This window comes from Nostoc sp. UIC 10607 (assembly GCF_047228265.1).
Classification (GTDB): domain Bacteria; phylum Cyanobacteriota; class Cyanobacteriia; order Cyanobacteriales; family Nostocaceae; genus Nostoc; species Nostoc foliaceum_A.
In genome coordinates, this window is record NZ_JBIQNW010000005.1 from 227,066 (window position 1) to 243,784 (window position 16,719).

A 16,719-nucleotide genomic window follows, 5' to 3' on the forward strand; every position below is an offset into this window, starting at 1 on the left:
TTTGCCATCAGCGATTGAATACTTCTAAGGTAAAGCTTGTAAACCCAGATATATCGAAATGGCGAATACCTCGCAGCAATAAAGTAGAATTTACCAGCCATTCTGTCACCAGAAAAAATTCTGTTTCACTCTCTATATATTTTGGGATACTGATTGATACGCCATCTTTCAAGCACAAGGTGAGATAATTCTTATTTAAATCTTCTAGTTGTATCCATGAAGTTGAAACTGCGGGTGACACTATACACTCAGGTGACATTTTGGTAATTATTCCTTGCCAACCACTTAATTCATTTGCAGGAGGTAGAGCAGGTTCTTCGACTTGACTTCCCAAGTGTTCAGAAATTATCAGAATATCTAAAGTACCATTTTCGTTGTATCTGGCAACTGCACTCCTACGCCTATCTTGATGCTTAAAACCAGTCTCAAAAAAGAACACTGAGCCAGATTTTACTTCTTGAGAACCCCATGAAAAACTATCGCTCAAATGAAGCGATCTTATGTGAGGTTTTTTATGTGGGCCATAGGTTTCTAATTTGTTTGTTCCATCAGCATAAGTAGAATAATTCTGATGATTCATTTCACTTCCATCACTGCTTAAATGGAAACTTCTGACACATTGATGAGAGCGAATTAATTCGCCCTCCAAATTGTAAACGTTCCAAGTTCCATGCCAGTCTCCAATATGACTGCAAAAATTTTCCCAGTTTTGCAGTTGGGCGTTTGTTATGGTGTCTGAATTCATTGCTAGCTGTTGTCTAGATTGTTATTTGCTATCAACAGTAATAATCATATAGGAAGCCTAAATAATATGTTAAAAATTTTAGGTAATATTAGGTTAGGTAGCTCTTTGGGATTGTAGCAACTAGCATGTAAAGTCGTACTTTCTCACTGATATCACGGACGTGGGACACAGCTTGAGCCTGTTTGCTCCTTTAGGATTTCTTGTCTCTCGCGTTATCCTATGAAAAAGATAAAACTATTGCGATCAGGGGAAGGTTTTCCCGCTTAGGGAATTCCAACAACTAAATCATCCCGTAAGATAGACAAGCGAAAACCCTGCCCAAAAATATGGGAAGATTTTTTGGAAATTCCCCAAGATTCAAAACTCGTTATTTATCTGCTCACTCAGGACTCAGAAATCAGGACTCTTTATGTTAGCAGGCACAATTTTGCAGGATGGAAAATATACCCTAATTCAAGAAATAGGGCGGGGTGGCTTTGGCATTACGTTTAAAGCTACGCATCACTACTTAGGTCAGGAGGTAGTGATGAAAACCATCAATGAACGGCTGCGACAACATCCTGATTTTGCGAAATTCGAGCGCCAATTCCAAGATGAAGCCAGACGATTAGCTACGTGTATCCACCCAAATATAGTTCGAGTCAGTGACTTTTTTGTGGAAGCTGGACTGCCTTACATGGTGATGGAATACATTCCTGGCGAAACCTTGGGAGACGCATTTGTATTACCAGGGATACCTTTACCTGAAGCCACAGCAATTCATTACATCCGGCAAATTGGGGCAGCCTTGCAGGTAGTACATAACAATGGTTTGTTACATCGAGATATCAAGCCAGATAATATTATCCTTCGTAAAGGAACCCAGGAAGTAGTACTGATTGATTTTGGCATTGCTAGGGAATTTAATGGCGGCGTGAGGCAGACTCACACGGGCCTGGTTTCTGAGGGCTATTCTCCAATTGAGCAGTACTTGACGCAAGCGCCGCGCACACCCGCCACGGATGTTTATGGTTTAGCCGCAACCTTGTATGCACTGTTAACAGCCCAAGTTCCTATGCCAGCATTATTGCGAGATCGCGAGCAAATGCCTTCCCCCCGCGAACTACAACCACACTTGAGTGCTTCTGTCAATCAGGCCGTAATGCGCGGTATGGCGGTAGAGTCTCGTTTTCGGCCAGCGACAGTTGCTGAATGGTTACAACTGCTACCTGGAAATGGGGCGAATATGACACCGCAAGCCTTACCCACTTATGCAGTGCCAACTGTCAATTTATCTGCCCAACAGGCAGCAACTTTAATTGGGAAAACTGCCCAAAATCGCATTCATAAACCATCTGCGTTGGCACAGCCCAACCCAGACATCACCAAGGAAAATGTACTAACAAAAAAACTGGGGTCATCTAAAATATTTATAAGTTTAGGTGTAGCCCTGGTTGCTGCTACAGCAGGTTTTGGCATCACTAGCATCTTACCTAAATCTCAGCCGCAGCCAACCGCAAAGCCGCTTTTTGAACAGCCAACTCAAGAACCAGCCGCGAAAGTACCTAGCCTAGAGAATGGTGAAGAGACTAACACCACCTCAAGAACCGAACCAGCATCTGTTTCTAATTCCAAGCAGCGTCGGCGTAATCGTCGTTCTTCCCCACAAGAAACTCCCAGCAGCCCTACACAAGAATCACAACCCGGCGATTTGGAGCAATCCACACCTTCACCTAGCGTTTCCCCCACACCCTCGCTAGTCGAAAAACTACGGGCTATCCGTTCATCTCGTAACGCTTCCCCCACACCATTGCCACCAAAGAACTTACCCACTTCTAATCAGAATTCTGCTTCCCCTCAACCGGTGATTCCGTCAAATTCTGTGGTTATACCAGCAGTACCACCGACAGAATCTAAACAGTCAGATCCTTCTGCTGTAGTAGTACCAACACTGGAAAAGCAAAATTCTCCGACTGATAGTCAACCCCTGAATGAGCAGAAATTTCAGGAAAAGCTAGAAGATGATAATAATTAGTCAATTAGTCAATTTTAGATTTTTTCTTCAATATAAAATCCAAAATTTAGAATCTACAATTGAACGCCTCTTGCCAATATAAGAGCATCTTTTTCTAGTTTCACCTTTGGCTAAATTATTTAAGCTTCTGTACAATAACTTCCCCTTTCTTATTAATCTTCAACGGATTTTTGGGAAAAGCTTGATTATTCAAATAACGCATAAGTTTCACAGTCTGAAAACGCTGATCAATTTGAGGGATTCCCTGCCGATCCATCCGCACAGGCATAATTTTACTTGATACCAAATCTCCCGCAGAGTTAAGTTTGACTTCTAGAATCATAGAGTCACCCGTCTGGGCATTTGTAGATAAAGTTCGATATCCCAAAAAGTTTCCTAAAGAATAGGCGATGATTTTTCCTTTGTAGATTTCCATCGCTCTCGGAACATGAGGCCCATGTCCTAGTACTAAATCTGCTCCCGCATCAATCATGTTTCGAGCAAACTTGATCGAATTACCTCGGTTTTCTCCATAAAAAAACTCTGTCTGATTCTTAACATGTAGTGCCCCCGTTCCTTCGGCTCCAGCGTGCATCGATACTACTACAATGTTGGCCTTATTTTTAGCTTCTGTTATGAGTGCTTGGGCTGCTCCTAAATTATGAATGGAATTATACATTTCATAAGGAGAAAACCCGACCATGGCCACGGGGATATTGTTAGCTTCTAAATAGAGAATTTGATTTTTATGACCTAATGTTGAAATGCCTACAGCCTCAAGATTTTTCTTTGTATCTTTGAACCCTACCGGGCCGAAGTCCATTGCATGGTTATTCGCCATATTAAACACATTAAAACCAGCTTCAGCAAATAGCTGGGCATATGCAGGTGGGGAACGAAAGGCAAAGACTTGTCCTCGACTAATATCTTTGGCAGTGTAGGGATAATTAGTTAAGCTACTTTCAAAGTTACCAAACAGGATATCAGATCCTTGCAAGTGAGTTCTCACTGCCTTTGGTAATAATTGATCTCGAAACCGAGGTAATCTATGGTTAGGGAAATTAGTGCCGGGAATAATATCTCCAACGGCTTTGATAGTAATAGTGTCTGGAAAGGTTTGTTCTTCTGTTGTTGATGGCGTAAGTTCAGGGATAGCTAATGGAAATTGCACAGGCTCAGTGGGTGTAGTCGCAGCGTTTAATCGCTGTGATTGCCCAAGCCGGATAACGACTCCTATACTAATGCCCAGATATAAACAGATGCTGATAAAACTAAATGAGAGCACTCTCGCCATGCTGCGATTTGCCATCGTTCACTCCTCACACAATGGCATTAGTTTATCCCAAAAATCTATACTAACGGTGTATATTTTAGTGTAGTTTGGGTAACATTTGGCTAAGTAAATACTGAAGTATAATCTCGTATACTTGCAAATAATCATACCTGCCAGCTATGAAGCCAAACATTATCGCTTTGTCCAATTCTTTAGAAATCTTTTAAACGGAGAGGGGGGGATTCGAACCCCCGTTGGGTTTCCCCAAAACGCATTTCGAGTGCGTCACCATGAACCGCTCGGACACCTCTCCAGTTATATTATTCACACATTTGAGTATTCAAATGGTATGAAGTAAGGTAAATTTTACCATATTTCCTATACTACTATAACATTATCGCTTTATCTGCGTAACGGAATGCTTCGGGAACGCCCAAGCCAAAGACATTTACCATCATCGTGGTTACTGCAATTACCTAGTGAGTCAATGACACCCACAGATGTATTTATATAGAGCCATGAAAAAACTGTCTGAACTATTGAACGGTGATATACTTAAAAAATTCACTCGGTTCTAGTAGAGGTCAGCCACTAGAGGAAACGGGGAAAGTCCGGTGTAAGTCCGGCGCTGTCCCGCAGCTGTGATGAGACTTATGTCTCAGAGTCAGAATGCCCGCCGAAGTTGACTTATAAGTTCTACACGTCTGCGAGGTACAGATGAACAAAAGTATAAATATTTCTACTATTAGTCAGTCTCACTTCTTTAAAGAGCCAGAGATTCGCTACAGATTATGGCTTGCTACGAGACGATAGACAGTTAATTTATGGTATAAATTGCACCTCTAAGTGTAGCTATCAATTGTGCTAGTTTTTCTAGGCATAAGTATTGGTACTACTAAGCTGTTACGCATTTAATTTGTACATTTACCTGATGACTGATGACTGATGACTGTTAACCGTCAACAATCAACAGTTAACGACCATCAAGAGTGTTTATATACTTTAGACGCGCATCAGCTTAGTTGATTGTTGCTAATACAACTATTTTCATGTAAATAGCTCACGCTGTAAGGGGATGGTCAACTTAGAGCCAGAGCAAAATGCATGAGTGCTTGTAACCATTCTTGTGTTATTGCGTTTACAGCAGAAGGGAAATCAACCTATCTGTTTGGCGATTTACCCGTTGATGGCTGTGCATCTGCTGTACTGGAATGTGCAAGTCAATATTACACAAGTCTAATGGTTTACTGTCTTGCTCAGAACAACCTGAACCTTTGAAAACGGGTATTTTGGCAAAGATTCCACCACTAAATAAGTGGGCAAAATTAAACATAAGTTGTTGTAAAGTTCTATAGGAGGAAGCAAATGCGACCGGAAAAGAGTATCTGGCAAGGAAATTTTGGCTACTGGCAAAACAGCTTTATTCACACTAATCTGCTGGTAATAGGTTACACAGCATGGAAAGGATTTCAGTCATTTGGGCGGGGGGTTGTAATTTGTGATGTTGATACTCAAGTTACTCATCCTTCAATTACAAGTCTCGATACGGTTCCCTTCACCCTCCAATTTCTTCCTTGTGATCTGATTGGGTTTTATTTGCGATCGCGTCAGAGTTGTGGGACAATCTCGCAATCAATTAGCTCATCAATGATTTCATCCATCCTCTCAGCAGTTGCAACATACAATCCCCATCAAGATATTCTTCTGGTGCTAAAGGCTGATCCTCAAATTGAGGTCAATTTCTTACACCAGCTAAAAATTACTCCACCCGATTGCTACGAACAAGTTTGCAAACGTTGGGAAGAATTTCAACCAAGCTTAATGCCTTAAAACTTAGCCTCAATGCAAAAACCAAAATCAATCAACATTTCCAAACCAACTCGCTACCAAAATGCGGCGATAGATTATTACATGGGACTCACAGATTCCTCTTATCTGCATTACGGGTATTGGGAACCACTACCTACTGAGGGTGAGGAATTGACCCTAACTCGCCTGCGTGTGGCTCAAGAAGCCTATGCAGCCAAGCTTTTGAGTTTTATTCCAGAGGGAACCAAAACTGTGATTGATGTAGGTTGCGGTATTGGTGGTAACGCAGCATATTTGTGCGATCGCGGCTTTATTGTTGAGGGATTAGCACCCGATGCACTCCAACAAGAGAAGTTTATCAAGAATACGAACGGGCAAGTGCCTTTTTACTTAACCAGATTTGAAGATTTTCACACCTCACACTCCTATGACCTAGTTCTGTTCAGTGAAAGTAGCCAATATATTGCTGTTGGCGATTTGGCTCAAGGTGCAGCTCGTTTATTAAATAGTGGAGGCTATTTATTGCTTGCGGATATGATGCGCTCTGATGCTGGATATAGAGAGGGCATTTTTTCTAATTGTCATGTCGCTAGTGAGCTTCAGGCGGCCTTGCAACAGGCTGGATTCAAGTTAATTAAGACTGAGGACATTTCCACCCAAGTTGCACCAACGATTGACTTGTGTGTTGATAACTTTCGAACTTTTGGGCTAACTACCGTTAAATATATTGCAGATTTGGTAGCGATCGCAGTCCCACCATTACATGCGATCGGTCGTTTAGCATTCAAACGCTGGCTGGAAAAGCCCATTGTCGAAGGGTTAGCAGCACGCACTATTTTTGATAGCCATCTCTGTTATAAAATCGAACTCTGGCAGTTATCAATTCATCAGGGGAATTGAGTGTTTGAGCTTAAATTAACACCACTCTCTACTCCCCATTCAATTTGAATTCTAAATTTTTGCTTTAGTTATGAAATCGCTTGCACAAGAAGCAATCCTAAACACTGACAATGTTCAAAAGTGCGATGCCAAATAGACCGTCGTAGACATTGCTTCTTTAACTGTCAAGGTATCATGTAGTCGAACATTATGGAGCATACAGCTTGAGGTTTTGCATGAAAGTAGCAGTCTTCAGTACAAAAGTCTATGATCGGCAGTTTTTATCAGCTGCAAATTCTCCCACCCAACACGAATTAGTATTTTTTGAACCCCGTTTAAATCGGGATACAGCTATCCTCGCCGCCGGATTTCCGGCGGTTTGCGTATTTGTGCATGACCAGGTTGACGCGCAAACTTTAGAGCTTATAGCCTCACGGGGAACTAGGCTGGTTGTCCTTCGCTGTGCAGGGTTTAACAATGTAGACTTACAAGCCGCAGCGGACTTAGGAATTACCGTTGTCCGTGTTCCCGCCTATTCACCATATGGGGTAGCAGAACATGCTGTAGGATTAATTTTAAGCCTGAATCGCAAAATTCATCGTGCCTATAACCGTGTCCGAGAAGGCAATTTTTCTCTAGATGGACTATTAGGATTTAACTTGTATGAGCGCACAGTCGGGATTGTCGGTACCGGCAAAATCGGTCTGATTTTAGGACAGATTATGAAGGGGTTTGGCTGTGAACTACTTGCCTATGACGTTTATCGCAATCCAGAATTGGAGGCGCTAGGTGGAAAATATGTAGAACTACCTGAGCTATTTGCCAACTCGGATATTATCTCCCTGCATTGCCCCCTGACTCCCGAAACGCATCACTTGATTAACGCTGAGGCTATAGAACAGATTAAGTCAGGCGTGATGCTAATTAACACTAGTCGAGGAGCGCTAATTGATACCCTAGCAGTGATTGAGGGATTGAAGTCTGGCAAGATTGGCTATCTTGGTGTAGATGTCTACGAACAAGAATCGGAATTGTTCTTTGAGGATTTGTCTGGCGAAATTATTCAAGATGATATTTTCCAACGTCTGACGACGTTCCCCAATGTACTCATTACCGGACATCAAGCCTTTTTTACATCAGAAGCTCTCCGCAATATTGCAGAAACAACTTTTGCTAATATTGCTGATGTTGAACAGGGTCGTTCCTGTCCAAATGAAATTCGCGCTCAAGCGTCAGCTTAGGTAATGCTTGGCGATCGCAATTTTAACTAAAATCACCAGTCAATCCTCATCATCGGGTAGATTCTCCATTTCCTCAATAATTAGCGTCTGAAAATCTTTGTCACAATGATTATGCAGATGAACCGCAGCAGCTAAAAGTTCTGCGAGAATTTCAGCTTGTTGGTTAACAGTTAAACTAGGTAACTGTAACTGGTTAACTAAGGCTTGTACTTTTAGGCACTCTATACCTAATTCAGCAATCAAAATACTGAGGGTTGAATTGGTGACTGCAAGAGGGCGATCGCTAATCTGCATTTTTATTGTCCTAATCTTTTACGCGCTTGTTGGATTGCCTTGTCAAAAGCACGAATCTCTTTTTCCCAATGCTTAATCAAACCTTCGTCAGGAAAACTCTTCTCTGATTCCAGTCTAATCTTTTCTTGATGTTCAGTAATTCTTTGAGCTAAAGATTCAATCACCTTTTGATGGTGCTTCTTACTCATTACTCCGAACGATAGGCAACACGGAGACTTTGGACTAAAATCACCAGAGATGCGATCGCCATCAACCCGCCCCAAAACCAGTAAGGTAATAGCAAATACTTTTGCATTTGCGCTGTATCAGAGAGTCCAAGGGAACCAGCAGAACTACTAAATAGATAATCAAGTTGATGGAACGTACTTACACAAGCTTGTACACCCAGAAATTGAATGGCAAACCCTTGTGCCCAACGAGGCGCTTTCAGAGCAATACCCAAGATTATGAAACCCAGCAAGGGAATTGCTACCAATCCAAACGGGGAACGTACCCAAATTAATGTGGAAAATAGCAAAAAACTGCCTAATATTTTCAAGCTCAGGGTAGCTATTTTAAAACTGCGAGAAGCCAGAATCAAAGCTGCACCGGCAAGAGGCGGCCCCATTGGGCCTGCTGCTGCAACCATTGCCGGGCCAATTGGCCCCAATGACGACCGGATGCCATAAGTTGCGACACCGGAACCATTGCTAAAAATCTGTAATTTCTGAAACTGTCCCCCTAATAGGAGTGCCATTAAGCCGTGACCCATTTCATGAAACCAAGTTGCCAGGATCGTAAATGGATATAAGATATAATCACCTCCTGGTACTTGCCACAGTAAAGCAGTTGCGATCGCTGCTGCAATTAGCCACGTTAGCCCCATGCGTTCAACAACTGGCGGGGCTTCTTTGGTAAGCAAGGGTTCAAAATTTTTGCTTGGTTCCCTCATAGGTCGCTCTATTTTAGATTTTAGATTTTAGATTTTTTGGAAAATTCAAAGTTTAAAATTGACATGTATTTTATCTATCCTAATGTACTTAAACTTATAAGCATTTAAATTACATATAGTCAATAGCTAAAATACTTGCTGCGCTTGGATTTATTTTTTAATCTTTAATTTCTGATTGAGGTAATGCAATTGCTGAACAATGCAACAATTTGCACCTCGAAGCGACGGCTGTAAACTATGGCGCTATCAAGAACAACATAGTTATCCGTCGCTTGTTTGATGCAGTTCACTTGTTTCTCCTCCAAAAGGGATGCCGGAGGATGGGCAAAAAATGCTTAGGCTGATGTCACACAATTGATAGAGAATCAGTTAAGCAAGTTGAAAAAGGAATGTCATTAAGTCTCCTTTACCCAAGCTGATGCGATCGCCTGGTCGCAAACGATGACGATTCCCTGGTAAAAGCGGTGAATTATTAATGTAGGTACCATTAGAACTTCCCACATCCTCTACATAATGAGCATCTCCCTCGACGCGAATATCTGCATGAATCCGCGAGACAATTTCTGAATTAGGAAATCCTGAAACATCTATATCTGGGGGAATCCGGTCATTGGGCTTGCCGATATGAATCACAGAGAGATTTTGCGGCAATTCAATTAACCGATCAGTTTGAACGTGGATTAACCGCGCTGTGACCTGCTGCAATTGCGTTCTGGCAACTGTTGCAGTTGGTGCTGGTGCGGCTGGTGGAGGTACTTCGGCTTCAGAGGCTGGCGCTGGTTCCAACGGTGGTGGAGTAGGAATACTTTGTCCAGAGACTACGGGTTGAGTTGCGACTATTGTCGGTGGCTCTGGGGGGTTGCTTTCTGTAGTAGATACCTGTGGCGGAGCTACTGGGGGAGCTGCCACCTCTGTTGCTGGTAAAGATGAGATGGGGGGATGGGAGTTAGTAGAACCGCTCATTCCCAAAGCATCTGGTTGTAAAAGTTCTAACAGGGGATCGGGTGGAACTAACGGCGGTACTTCCACAGGATTATCGGGAGTAACTGTAACAGCTGCCGCAGTATGAACGTGTGGAACTCCTGCGGAGTGAAGGTTATAGCCACACTGACCGCAGAATGCAGCATCTGCCTGCACAGTTGCTCCACAACTGGGACAATTAGTAGTCGCGGGTAACGGTGTATAGCAAGCTTCACACTGGACAGCGCCGTCAGGGTTGGGATGATTGCAATTAGGGCAGACGATCATCGATATTTAGCCTTTGTTCAAGATCATCATAAATATAGGTAGGACTGGCAAGCAGAAGGCGGCCCTAGCTTTAGATTCTAGCAATTACTGCTGATGGAACGGTTAGAATGATTCGTAATTGAGAATTCGTAATTCGTAATTGCTTTACACATAAATGCCCTGGTTTAGAGCCACAAATGTGTTTTTTTATGTTCCATAACCAAGGTTAGTTGCTTTAAAACCTTGATGAGTTAATTACGAATTACGAACTACGAATTACTAATTACCTAGTCAATGTTGGAGTTCCAAACCTGCTGCTGCATCTAACAGCCACCAAAGTTCTCCTTGGGGCTGAATTAAGCGGGATGGATAAGTGAAGTCATCGGCTACAGGTGCAAAGACTTGCGCCAAAGCTGGTCGTTTATTAGCACCAGCAACCAGAAAAATCACGCTGCTCGCGGCGTTGATGAAGGGGTATGTGAAACTTATCCGGGGATTTCCGTCTTTGTTACCCACGGTAACTAGGCGATCGCGTACTTTGAGAGCCTCTGTGTGGGGAAACAAAGATGCGGTATGTGCATCATCACCCATTCCTAGTAATACTACATCCAACGCGGGAAACTCGACCCCAGAAGAATTGAAAAATTCTTTGAGATGTTGTTCATACTTAGCAGCAGCCAGTTCTGGACTGGCTTCCAAGGTTGGTACGGGGTGAATGTTAGCTGCTGGGATGTCAACATGATCTAGCCACGCACGACGCGTCATCAGTTCATTGCTATCGGGGTGATCTGGTGCTACGTAACGCTCATCCCCCCAGAATATATGAATTTTATCCCAAGGCAGTTTTTGATTTGCAATCGCTTCGTATAACGGTTTAGGTGTACTGCCACCAGATAAGGCGATGGTAAACCGCCCCCGCTGTTCAATGGCAGTTTCTAATTTGGACAGAATTAATTCTAGCGCTCGTGCAACCAGCGCTGTCTGATCCGGTAGAACTTCAACGGTTTTGTTCATGGCTTCATCATTATATTGCTGGCTTCCAGCAATACAATACCGAACTTATTACAATCCTCCTTTTTAACTTTTGAAACATTTAACATCGTGGATTAGGTAGGCTATAAAAACGTAGACGCTCCTTATCACCTTCAACGGTAAATTGTCAGTAGTCAGTCGTACTAACTACTAACTGCTCTCATGATTATTTTTATTTACACCCAGTTACTTGATACTTTGTTGATTAACGCCACAGAGGATACATTTATTAATTCTTATTAAAAATTAATAAAACTAATTAATCACAAAGAGTGCTTCCCAGTCAGCGATCGCTTCGCGTTGGGAAATTAACAATTCCTGAATTCCTTTTTGGGCGACATCTAGCAGCTGATCCAACTGAGTGCGGCTAAAGCTGCCTTCTTCGCCTGTTCCCTGGACTTCAATGATTCCCAAATGTTGATTCATCACCACATTAAAATCTACGGTTGCAGCCACATCTTCGATATAATTCATATCCAAAAATGGCTCTCCCTCCAGTAATCCTACGGAAACTGCTGCTACCTGTCCACACAGAGGCGATCGCTCTAACACACCCTCCTGCAACAATTTAGAAATCGCATGAGCCAACGCCACAAACGAGCCTGTAATAGCTGTTGTCCGAGTTCCAGCGTCTGCTTGCAACACATCAGCATCCACAGTTAGCGTGCGTTCTCCCAGTGCCTCAAAATCCACTGCTGCGCGTAAGCTACGTCCAATTAAACGTTGAATTTCTTGCGTCCGTCCAGATAATTTCAATAATTCCCTTTCTTGCCGTTTTTGGGTGGCAGATGGTAGCATTCGGTACTCAGCAGTTAACCAGCCTTTACCAGTTCCTTCGAGAAACTTCGGAACCCCCTTATTAACGCTAACAGTACAAAGTACCTGAGTATCACCGCATCTTGCAAGAACAGAACCGGGGGCAAAGCGGGTGAAACTGGGGTAAAAGCTGATCGGACGTAGTTCGTAAGGATGACGACCGTCAGGACGCTGCCAAGCCATTGGAGTTGCCTCAAGTTTTACAATACTGCCTTAAGATTACCTTAGTGTTGCAAATCATCTGATTGAGGGACATTGGGCATTGGGAAAGAGGAGGCAGAAGTTCTTGAATTTTGAATTGATTTGTCTCCCCTGCTTCTTTCTAAGGAACTGAAAGCAGAGTCAAAATATTTTGCAGCACCATCTCTGGTGACTGGTCGCCGTTGATGGTCAACAAGCAGCGACGACGGTCGTAATATTCTAGGATGGGAATGGTGCGATCGTAGAATAATTCTACACGGCGCTGTACGATTTCTGGTTGGTCATCTGGTAGCGATCGCCCCAAGGAGCGGCTAACCATGACTGCTTCCGGGACTTGGAGATAAATTGCCCAATCTAGCTTTTGCCCTAAATCATCCAATAAAAAATCTAATTCTTCAGCTTGGAAGGCAGTACGGGGATAGCCCTCTAAGACCCAATCGCAGTTAATATCTGGTTGTCTGAGGCGTATTCGGATCAATTCAATGATCATTTCATCTGGAACTAACTCCCCTTTTTGCATATAGGGCCGTGCGTGGTAACCTAGTTCACTCAGGCTAGCGTAAACCGAAAGAGAAGTCCGGGGATCGGCTTCTAACCATCGAAATTCCCGCAGGGGCTGATTGCCTGATATTGCTTCCCGTAAAATCTCACCTGTAGAAATCAGAGGAATATCAAAGTATCTGCAAAGCCTTTGTGCTTGAGTGCTTTTCCCCGATCCTGAACCTCCCAGAATCACCAATCTCACAACAATTAACTCCTCATCCTGTCAAATTCACTACTTACTAAGTCTGTTTTGCCCAAACAACCGGAAAATCTAACATTTAGCAATTTTCAGCCGTTATGCCCAGCTTTTTTAAATAATTGGAACTCTAACTCATGTGTTTTCATTTTTACAACTCATTTCAGAGGAAAAACAAAAATAACCCTTGACTTCAGCGCAAACGTAGTGTTTGACTAAGAATGCAATTTGCCAAATCCACCACACCTGTGAAAAACAGATAGATTATACAGGCAGATTTTTAATTATTACCGCCAGCACAAACCCTTAAGTTATTGTAAATTTTTGAACTTAACCCTATGGTTGCCCAGCTAGAAACTCCAAGTATAAATTCAACCCTAACCTTACCATATCCAGTTGAAGGACTAGTGCAAGTTTTCACTAGCTCCCACCGCAACTTTTTTACAACTGTTATGGCTCAAGCACTGAGAATAGCTGGACAAGGAACGCCAGTATTAATAGTGCAGTTTCTCAAAGGAGGTATTCGTCAAGGACAGGATCGACCTATACAATTAGGACAAAATTTAGATTGGATTCGCTGTGATTTGCCTCGTTGTATCGATACACCACATTTAGATGATACGGAAAATCAAGCCTTACAAAAGCTGTGGCAGTATACACAGCAAGTAGTATGTGAGAGTAAGTATTCTCTCGTTGTCTTAGATGAGTTAAGTTTAGCGATTAACTTTGGTCTAATTCCTGAAACGGAAGTTTTAGCGTTTCTGGCAAAACGCCCTCCCCACGTCGATATCATTCTTACAGGGCCAGAGATGCCAAAATCTCTCTTGGATGTAGCAGATCAAATTACAGAAATCCGCCGGAGTTATCGGCCTTAAACAAAGTACTCAGTTCGTGCTAATATATCGAGTCTGTTTGAATTAACGTTAGCAACGAACTTGTGATTAAGAACGATATCTGGATTACTGAAATGGCTCAACAGGGTTTGATTTCACCCTTTGAGCCAAGCCTAATCCGAAAAGTGCAAAAAGATGAGTCTGTAGCGGTTCAACCTGTAATTAGCTATGGTTTGTCCTCTTATGGCTACGATATACGCCTTTCCCCGGCTGAGTTCCGTATCTTTCGCCACATTCCCGGAACTGTAATTGATCCCAAAAACTTTAATCCCCAGAATCTGGAGCCAACAGCACTGCACACAGATGCCAATGGCAGTTACTTTATTTTACCTGCTCATTCCTATGGACTTGGGGTTGCTCTAGAAAAGCTGAAGGTTCCTGAGAATATTACTGTAATTTGTATTGGAAAATCTACTTATGCTAGGTGTGGAATAATAGCAAATCTAACGCCTGCTGAGGCTGCATGGCGGGGTCATCTTACCTTAGAGTTTTCTAATTCTTCTAGTGCTGACTGTCGCATTTACGCTAATGAAGGCGTGGTACAATTGCTCTTTTTAGAAGGTGAACCTTGCGCTATCAGTTATGAAGCCCGTCAAGGTAAATATCAGGATCAGTTAGAGATTGTAACTCTAGCTAAAGTCTAAGTAATTAAAAATAAAGAAAAAGTTATTTATGACTATTTTAAGTAACGTAGATATAGAAAAAGAAATTGGATTGAATATAGCCATTTACCCCTTCTATAAACAAAATTTAATAATCATAGCAAAACGTCTTTTCAGGGCTTAAAAGGAATGAAAATAGCTCAGATGGTTATTACTCCAATTATTCATGTTGATGTTCAAGAAGTAGAAGAACTAAGTGAAACTACGAGAGGGGATCGTGGATTTGGTTCAACAGGAATGAATGTATAAAAAACAAAATAATCAGTAATAGATTATTTCAATATCAGTCATAAAGTGTATGAACGGCTTTTTGAACTTCTTACTCAGGAGATTTTCATCAAGCAGAATGAGCATAAGTAATTTGCTCCTGATTCAGCATTGCTTTTGCAATCACCTCCAAAACTTGCAACATCTGAGTTTGCAAATGTGGAAAATCTTCTAAAAATTCGGTTAAACCTGCTTCGCCTTCTAGATAGTCAAAAAAAGTCTGCAATGGAACTCGTGTTCCAACAAACACATGAGTAACACTCATAATATCTGGATTAGAGGAAATAATTCGGCGATCGCATAGAACTTTTTGAATATCCATCGTCCTGAAAAATTCTATATGAGATAGTCTAAACCTTCATCGCGCTTCTAGCCAAACCTGTAAATCGGTCAAACTAGTAAAATCTAACAGTGCTTCACTCAAATCTTCCAAAACAGGCAAAGGTAAATCAGAAATTGAGAAGCGTATTTCCTCAGAAAGTTCCCCAAATCGCTTAGTCAATTGCCGGAGAATAAGATTAGCTGTTGCTTCCTCACGTCCTTCCTCGCGTCCTTCTTCCTTAATTTCTCGGTAAACTCGCGTTTCCTTAAGTGTGATTCCTAACATAGACTCTACCTCCGCTTGAGTTAATTTTTCAAATCTGTACACCATGATCGTCGTTATGCTGAAACAGTTTGTAAAATATTGAGTCTCGACGCATGAAAGCATTTTACAAATTTTTTATAAGAAGAATTCAGAACTCAGGAGCAGAGCCGGAGACGCTCCGCCTCCGGTCATAATTCAGTATGAATTAATTGGCCCCAAGATATGATTATGGTGCTAATCTTGCCTTCCCTAGACGCTGCTTTTCATACCATTGTGCGATCGCAGGTGCCCAATCTTCAAAATGGGGCCACATCATTTCACACAACTTTTGAATTTCGAGTTGAGCATCTTTTTTATTTCTCAGGTCACAAAAATGTAAGAAAGACCTTAAATTGAAGCTAACTACAAAATGCTGGCGATAATCAAAAGGTACTTTACCTCTTGCATGTTCTTCAGACATTCCACCCTCAAAATCAGCTTTGTATCGTTTAGCTGCTTCTAGACACCACTGCAAATCTGCTGCTCGTTGCTCTGGTGAATAATAGTACTTTTTGCCTTGTCTATCAGTGTAATAACCAACGGGACGTAAGTAAAAAACATCTTCTATGTCTTTTTTACCTTCTAATACATCAATAAATTGGTTGCCTGTGTACCTAAAAGACTGAACATCAAATGATACGCCTACACGATGAGTACGAGCCTGCTGCATGACACTGTGTGGAAAGTAGCCACAGTTGAAAACAATCTGGGGATGCTCTAGAGGCCCATAGTGTCCCCTCTCACCCGCTAAAAGTCGCTTAACAATAACTTCGCCGCTTTGTGACTCTGAGGGCCAGGAGTCGCGCTCATCAAACACGAACCCATCGGTATAGTCTTGGTGCATCGCGGCATAAATTACCTGCTGCGGGTTTGGTGTTTTGGCAATAACCTCTACTCGAAATCGATGCATTAGCTGTTAGGGAATGGATTGGTGACTAAGATTGCTTACGCAGAAGGAGCGGAGCCTATTTGTTAGACATGGCTTTAAACTCGATTCATCATCATATCTCTTCTCTGGCTTGGACTTCATAACTTGATCAGATTAAAATACTTTACAAATATTAATAACTTTGTTACAGTTGTTTACATAAA

18 protein-coding genes, 1 tRNA gene, 3 pseudogenes and 1 riboswitch are annotated in these 16,719 nt (G+C 42.2%); of the genes and pseudogenes, 8 read left to right on the forward strand and 14 right to left on the reverse strand.

Annotated features, from left to right (window positions below; genetic code table 11):
• Positions 1-7: 7 nt before the first annotated feature.
• Complete coding sequence (locus ACEYW6_RS07155) at positions 8-745, reverse strand: DUF3598 family protein (protein WP_412979168.1); 738 nt, start codon at positions 743-745, stop codon at positions 8-10.
• A gap of 409 nt (positions 746-1,154) precedes the next feature.
• Here ACEYW6_RS07155 and ACEYW6_RS07160 point away from each other — a divergent pair, with 409 nt between their 5' ends.
• Positions 1,155-2,759 carry a serine/threonine protein kinase gene (locus ACEYW6_RS07160; RefSeq protein ID WP_412979169.1) on the forward strand — a complete coding sequence of 535 codons (1,605 nt, stop codon included), beginning with the start codon at positions 1,155-1,157 and terminating at the stop codon, positions 2,757-2,759.
• Between the two features lie 115 nt (positions 2,760-2,874).
• On the opposite strand, the gene ACEYW6_RS07165 is transcribed toward ACEYW6_RS07160, so the two are convergent.
• Together ACEYW6_RS07165 and ACEYW6_RS07170 are read right to left on the reverse strand one after the other, a co-directional pair.
• A complete protein-coding gene (locus tag ACEYW6_RS07165; protein WP_412979170.1) occupies positions 2,875-4,047 on the reverse strand; it encodes a CapA family protein in 1,173 nt (390 codons plus the stop codon).
• Between the two features lie 192 nt (positions 4,048-4,239).
• Positions 4,240-4,324, reverse strand: a tRNA-Ser gene (locus ACEYW6_RS07170).
• Between the two features lie 239 nt (positions 4,325-4,563).
• Positions 4,564-4,707: riboswitch (cobalamin riboswitch) on the forward strand.
• Positions 4,708-5,109: 402 nt separating this feature from the next.
• On the opposite strand from ACEYW6_RS07170, the pseudogene ACEYW6_RS07175 reads away from it, so the two are divergent.
• From ACEYW6_RS07175 to ACEYW6_RS07190, 4 genes and pseudogenes are all read left to right on the forward strand, one after another.
• Positions 5,110-5,366, forward strand: a pseudogene (locus tag ACEYW6_RS07175) (DUF1636 domain-containing protein); the annotation flags it as partial.
• A 10-nt stretch (positions 5,367-5,376) separates the two neighbouring features.
• Positions 5,377-5,841 carry a hypothetical protein gene (locus ACEYW6_RS07180; RefSeq protein ID WP_412979171.1) on the forward strand — a complete coding sequence of 155 codons (465 nt, stop codon included), beginning with the start codon at positions 5,377-5,379 and terminating at the stop codon, positions 5,839-5,841.
• 12 nt (positions 5,842-5,853) lie between these two features.
• Positions 5,854-6,720, forward strand: a complete 867-nt coding sequence (locus ACEYW6_RS07185) for a methyltransferase domain-containing protein (RefSeq protein ID WP_412979172.1) — start codon at positions 5,854-5,856, stop codon at positions 6,718-6,720.
• A 215-nt stretch (positions 6,721-6,935) separates the two neighbouring features.
• The gene (locus ACEYW6_RS07190; protein WP_190895634.1) at positions 6,936-7,940 is read left to right on the forward strand and encodes a 2-hydroxyacid dehydrogenase; all 1,005 of its coding nucleotides are present in this window, start codon (positions 6,936-6,938) and stop codon (positions 7,938-7,940) included.
• Positions 7,941-7,979: 39 nt separating this feature from the next.
• Here the strand turns inward: ACEYW6_RS07190 and ACEYW6_RS07195 are convergent, their stop codons facing one another.
• The 8 genes from ACEYW6_RS07195 to ACEYW6_RS07230 form a co-directional block, all read right to left on the reverse strand.
• On the reverse strand, positions 7,980-8,234 hold the full coding sequence (locus ACEYW6_RS07195) for a hypothetical protein (RefSeq protein WP_412979173.1): 255 nt from the start codon (positions 8,232-8,234) through the stop codon (positions 7,980-7,982).
• 2 nt (positions 8,235-8,236) lie between these two features.
• Complete coding sequence (locus ACEYW6_RS07200) at positions 8,237-8,422, reverse strand: hypothetical protein (RefSeq protein WP_412979174.1); 186 nt, start codon at positions 8,420-8,422, stop codon at positions 8,237-8,239.
• On the reverse strand, positions 8,422-9,165 hold the full coding sequence (locus ACEYW6_RS07205; protein ID WP_412979175.1) for a M50 family metallopeptidase: 744 nt from the start codon (positions 9,163-9,165) through the stop codon (positions 8,422-8,424). Before ACEYW6_RS07205 ends, ACEYW6_RS07200 begins: the two co-directional genes overlap by 1 nt.
• Positions 9,166-9,329: 164 nt before the next feature.
• Complete coding sequence (locus ACEYW6_RS07210; protein WP_412979176.1) at positions 9,330-9,455, reverse strand: hypothetical protein; 126 nt, start codon at positions 9,453-9,455, stop codon at positions 9,330-9,332.
• Between the two features lie 79 nt (positions 9,456-9,534).
• The gene (locus tag ACEYW6_RS07215) at positions 9,535-10,413 is read right to left on the reverse strand and encodes an FHA domain-containing protein (RefSeq protein ID WP_196511264.1); all 879 of its coding nucleotides are present in this window, start codon (positions 10,411-10,413) and stop codon (positions 9,535-9,537) included.
• Positions 10,414-10,683: 270 nt separating this feature from the next.
• Positions 10,684-11,406 carry a 6-phosphogluconolactonase gene (gene pgl / locus ACEYW6_RS07220; RefSeq protein ID WP_412979177.1) on the reverse strand — a complete coding sequence of 241 codons (723 nt, stop codon included), beginning with the start codon at positions 11,404-11,406 and terminating at the stop codon, positions 10,684-10,686.
• 273 nt (positions 11,407-11,679) lie between these two features.
• Positions 11,680-12,423: a ribonuclease PH gene (rph, locus tag ACEYW6_RS07225; RefSeq protein ID WP_412979178.1), complete on the reverse strand. Its 744-nt coding sequence runs from the start codon at positions 12,421-12,423 to the stop codon at positions 11,680-11,682.
• A gap of 139 nt (positions 12,424-12,562) precedes the next feature.
• The gene (locus tag ACEYW6_RS07230) at positions 12,563-13,186 is read right to left on the reverse strand and encodes an adenylate kinase family protein (protein ID WP_190895641.1); all 624 of its coding nucleotides are present in this window, start codon (positions 13,184-13,186) and stop codon (positions 12,563-12,565) included.
• A 332-nt stretch (positions 13,187-13,518) separates the two neighbouring features.
• On the opposite strand from ACEYW6_RS07230, the gene ACEYW6_RS07235 reads away from it, so the two are divergent.
• The 3 genes and pseudogenes from ACEYW6_RS07235 to ACEYW6_RS07245 form a co-directional block, all read left to right on the forward strand.
• Entirely contained in the window at positions 13,519-14,055 is a 537-nt protein-coding gene (locus ACEYW6_RS07235) for a P-loop NTPase family protein (protein WP_190895642.1), read from the forward strand.
• 92 nt (positions 14,056-14,147) lie between these two features.
• Entirely contained in the window at positions 14,148-14,717 is a 570-nt protein-coding gene (dcd, locus tag ACEYW6_RS07240) for a dCTP deaminase (protein ID WP_412979215.1), read from the forward strand.
• 117 nt (positions 14,718-14,834) lie between these two features.
• Positions 14,835-14,984, forward strand: a pseudogene (locus tag ACEYW6_RS07245) (dUTP diphosphatase); the annotation flags it as partial.
• Between the two features lie 88 nt (positions 14,985-15,072).
• Here the strand turns inward: ACEYW6_RS07245 and ACEYW6_RS07250 are convergent.
• The 3 genes and pseudogenes from ACEYW6_RS07250 to thyX form a co-directional block, all read right to left on the reverse strand.
• Entirely contained in the window at positions 15,073-15,324 is a 252-nt protein-coding gene (locus ACEYW6_RS07250) for a DUF433 domain-containing protein (RefSeq protein ID WP_412979179.1), read from the reverse strand.
• A 36-nt stretch (positions 15,325-15,360) separates the two neighbouring features.
• Positions 15,361-15,666 (reverse strand): annotated as a pseudogene (locus tag ACEYW6_RS07255) (DUF4351 domain-containing protein); the annotation flags it as partial.
• 148 nt (positions 15,667-15,814) lie between these two features.
• A complete protein-coding gene (gene thyX, locus ACEYW6_RS07260; RefSeq protein WP_412979180.1) occupies positions 15,815-16,537 on the reverse strand; it encodes an FAD-dependent thymidylate synthase in 723 nt (240 codons plus the stop codon).
• Between the last annotated feature and the right edge of the window lie 182 nt (positions 16,538-16,719).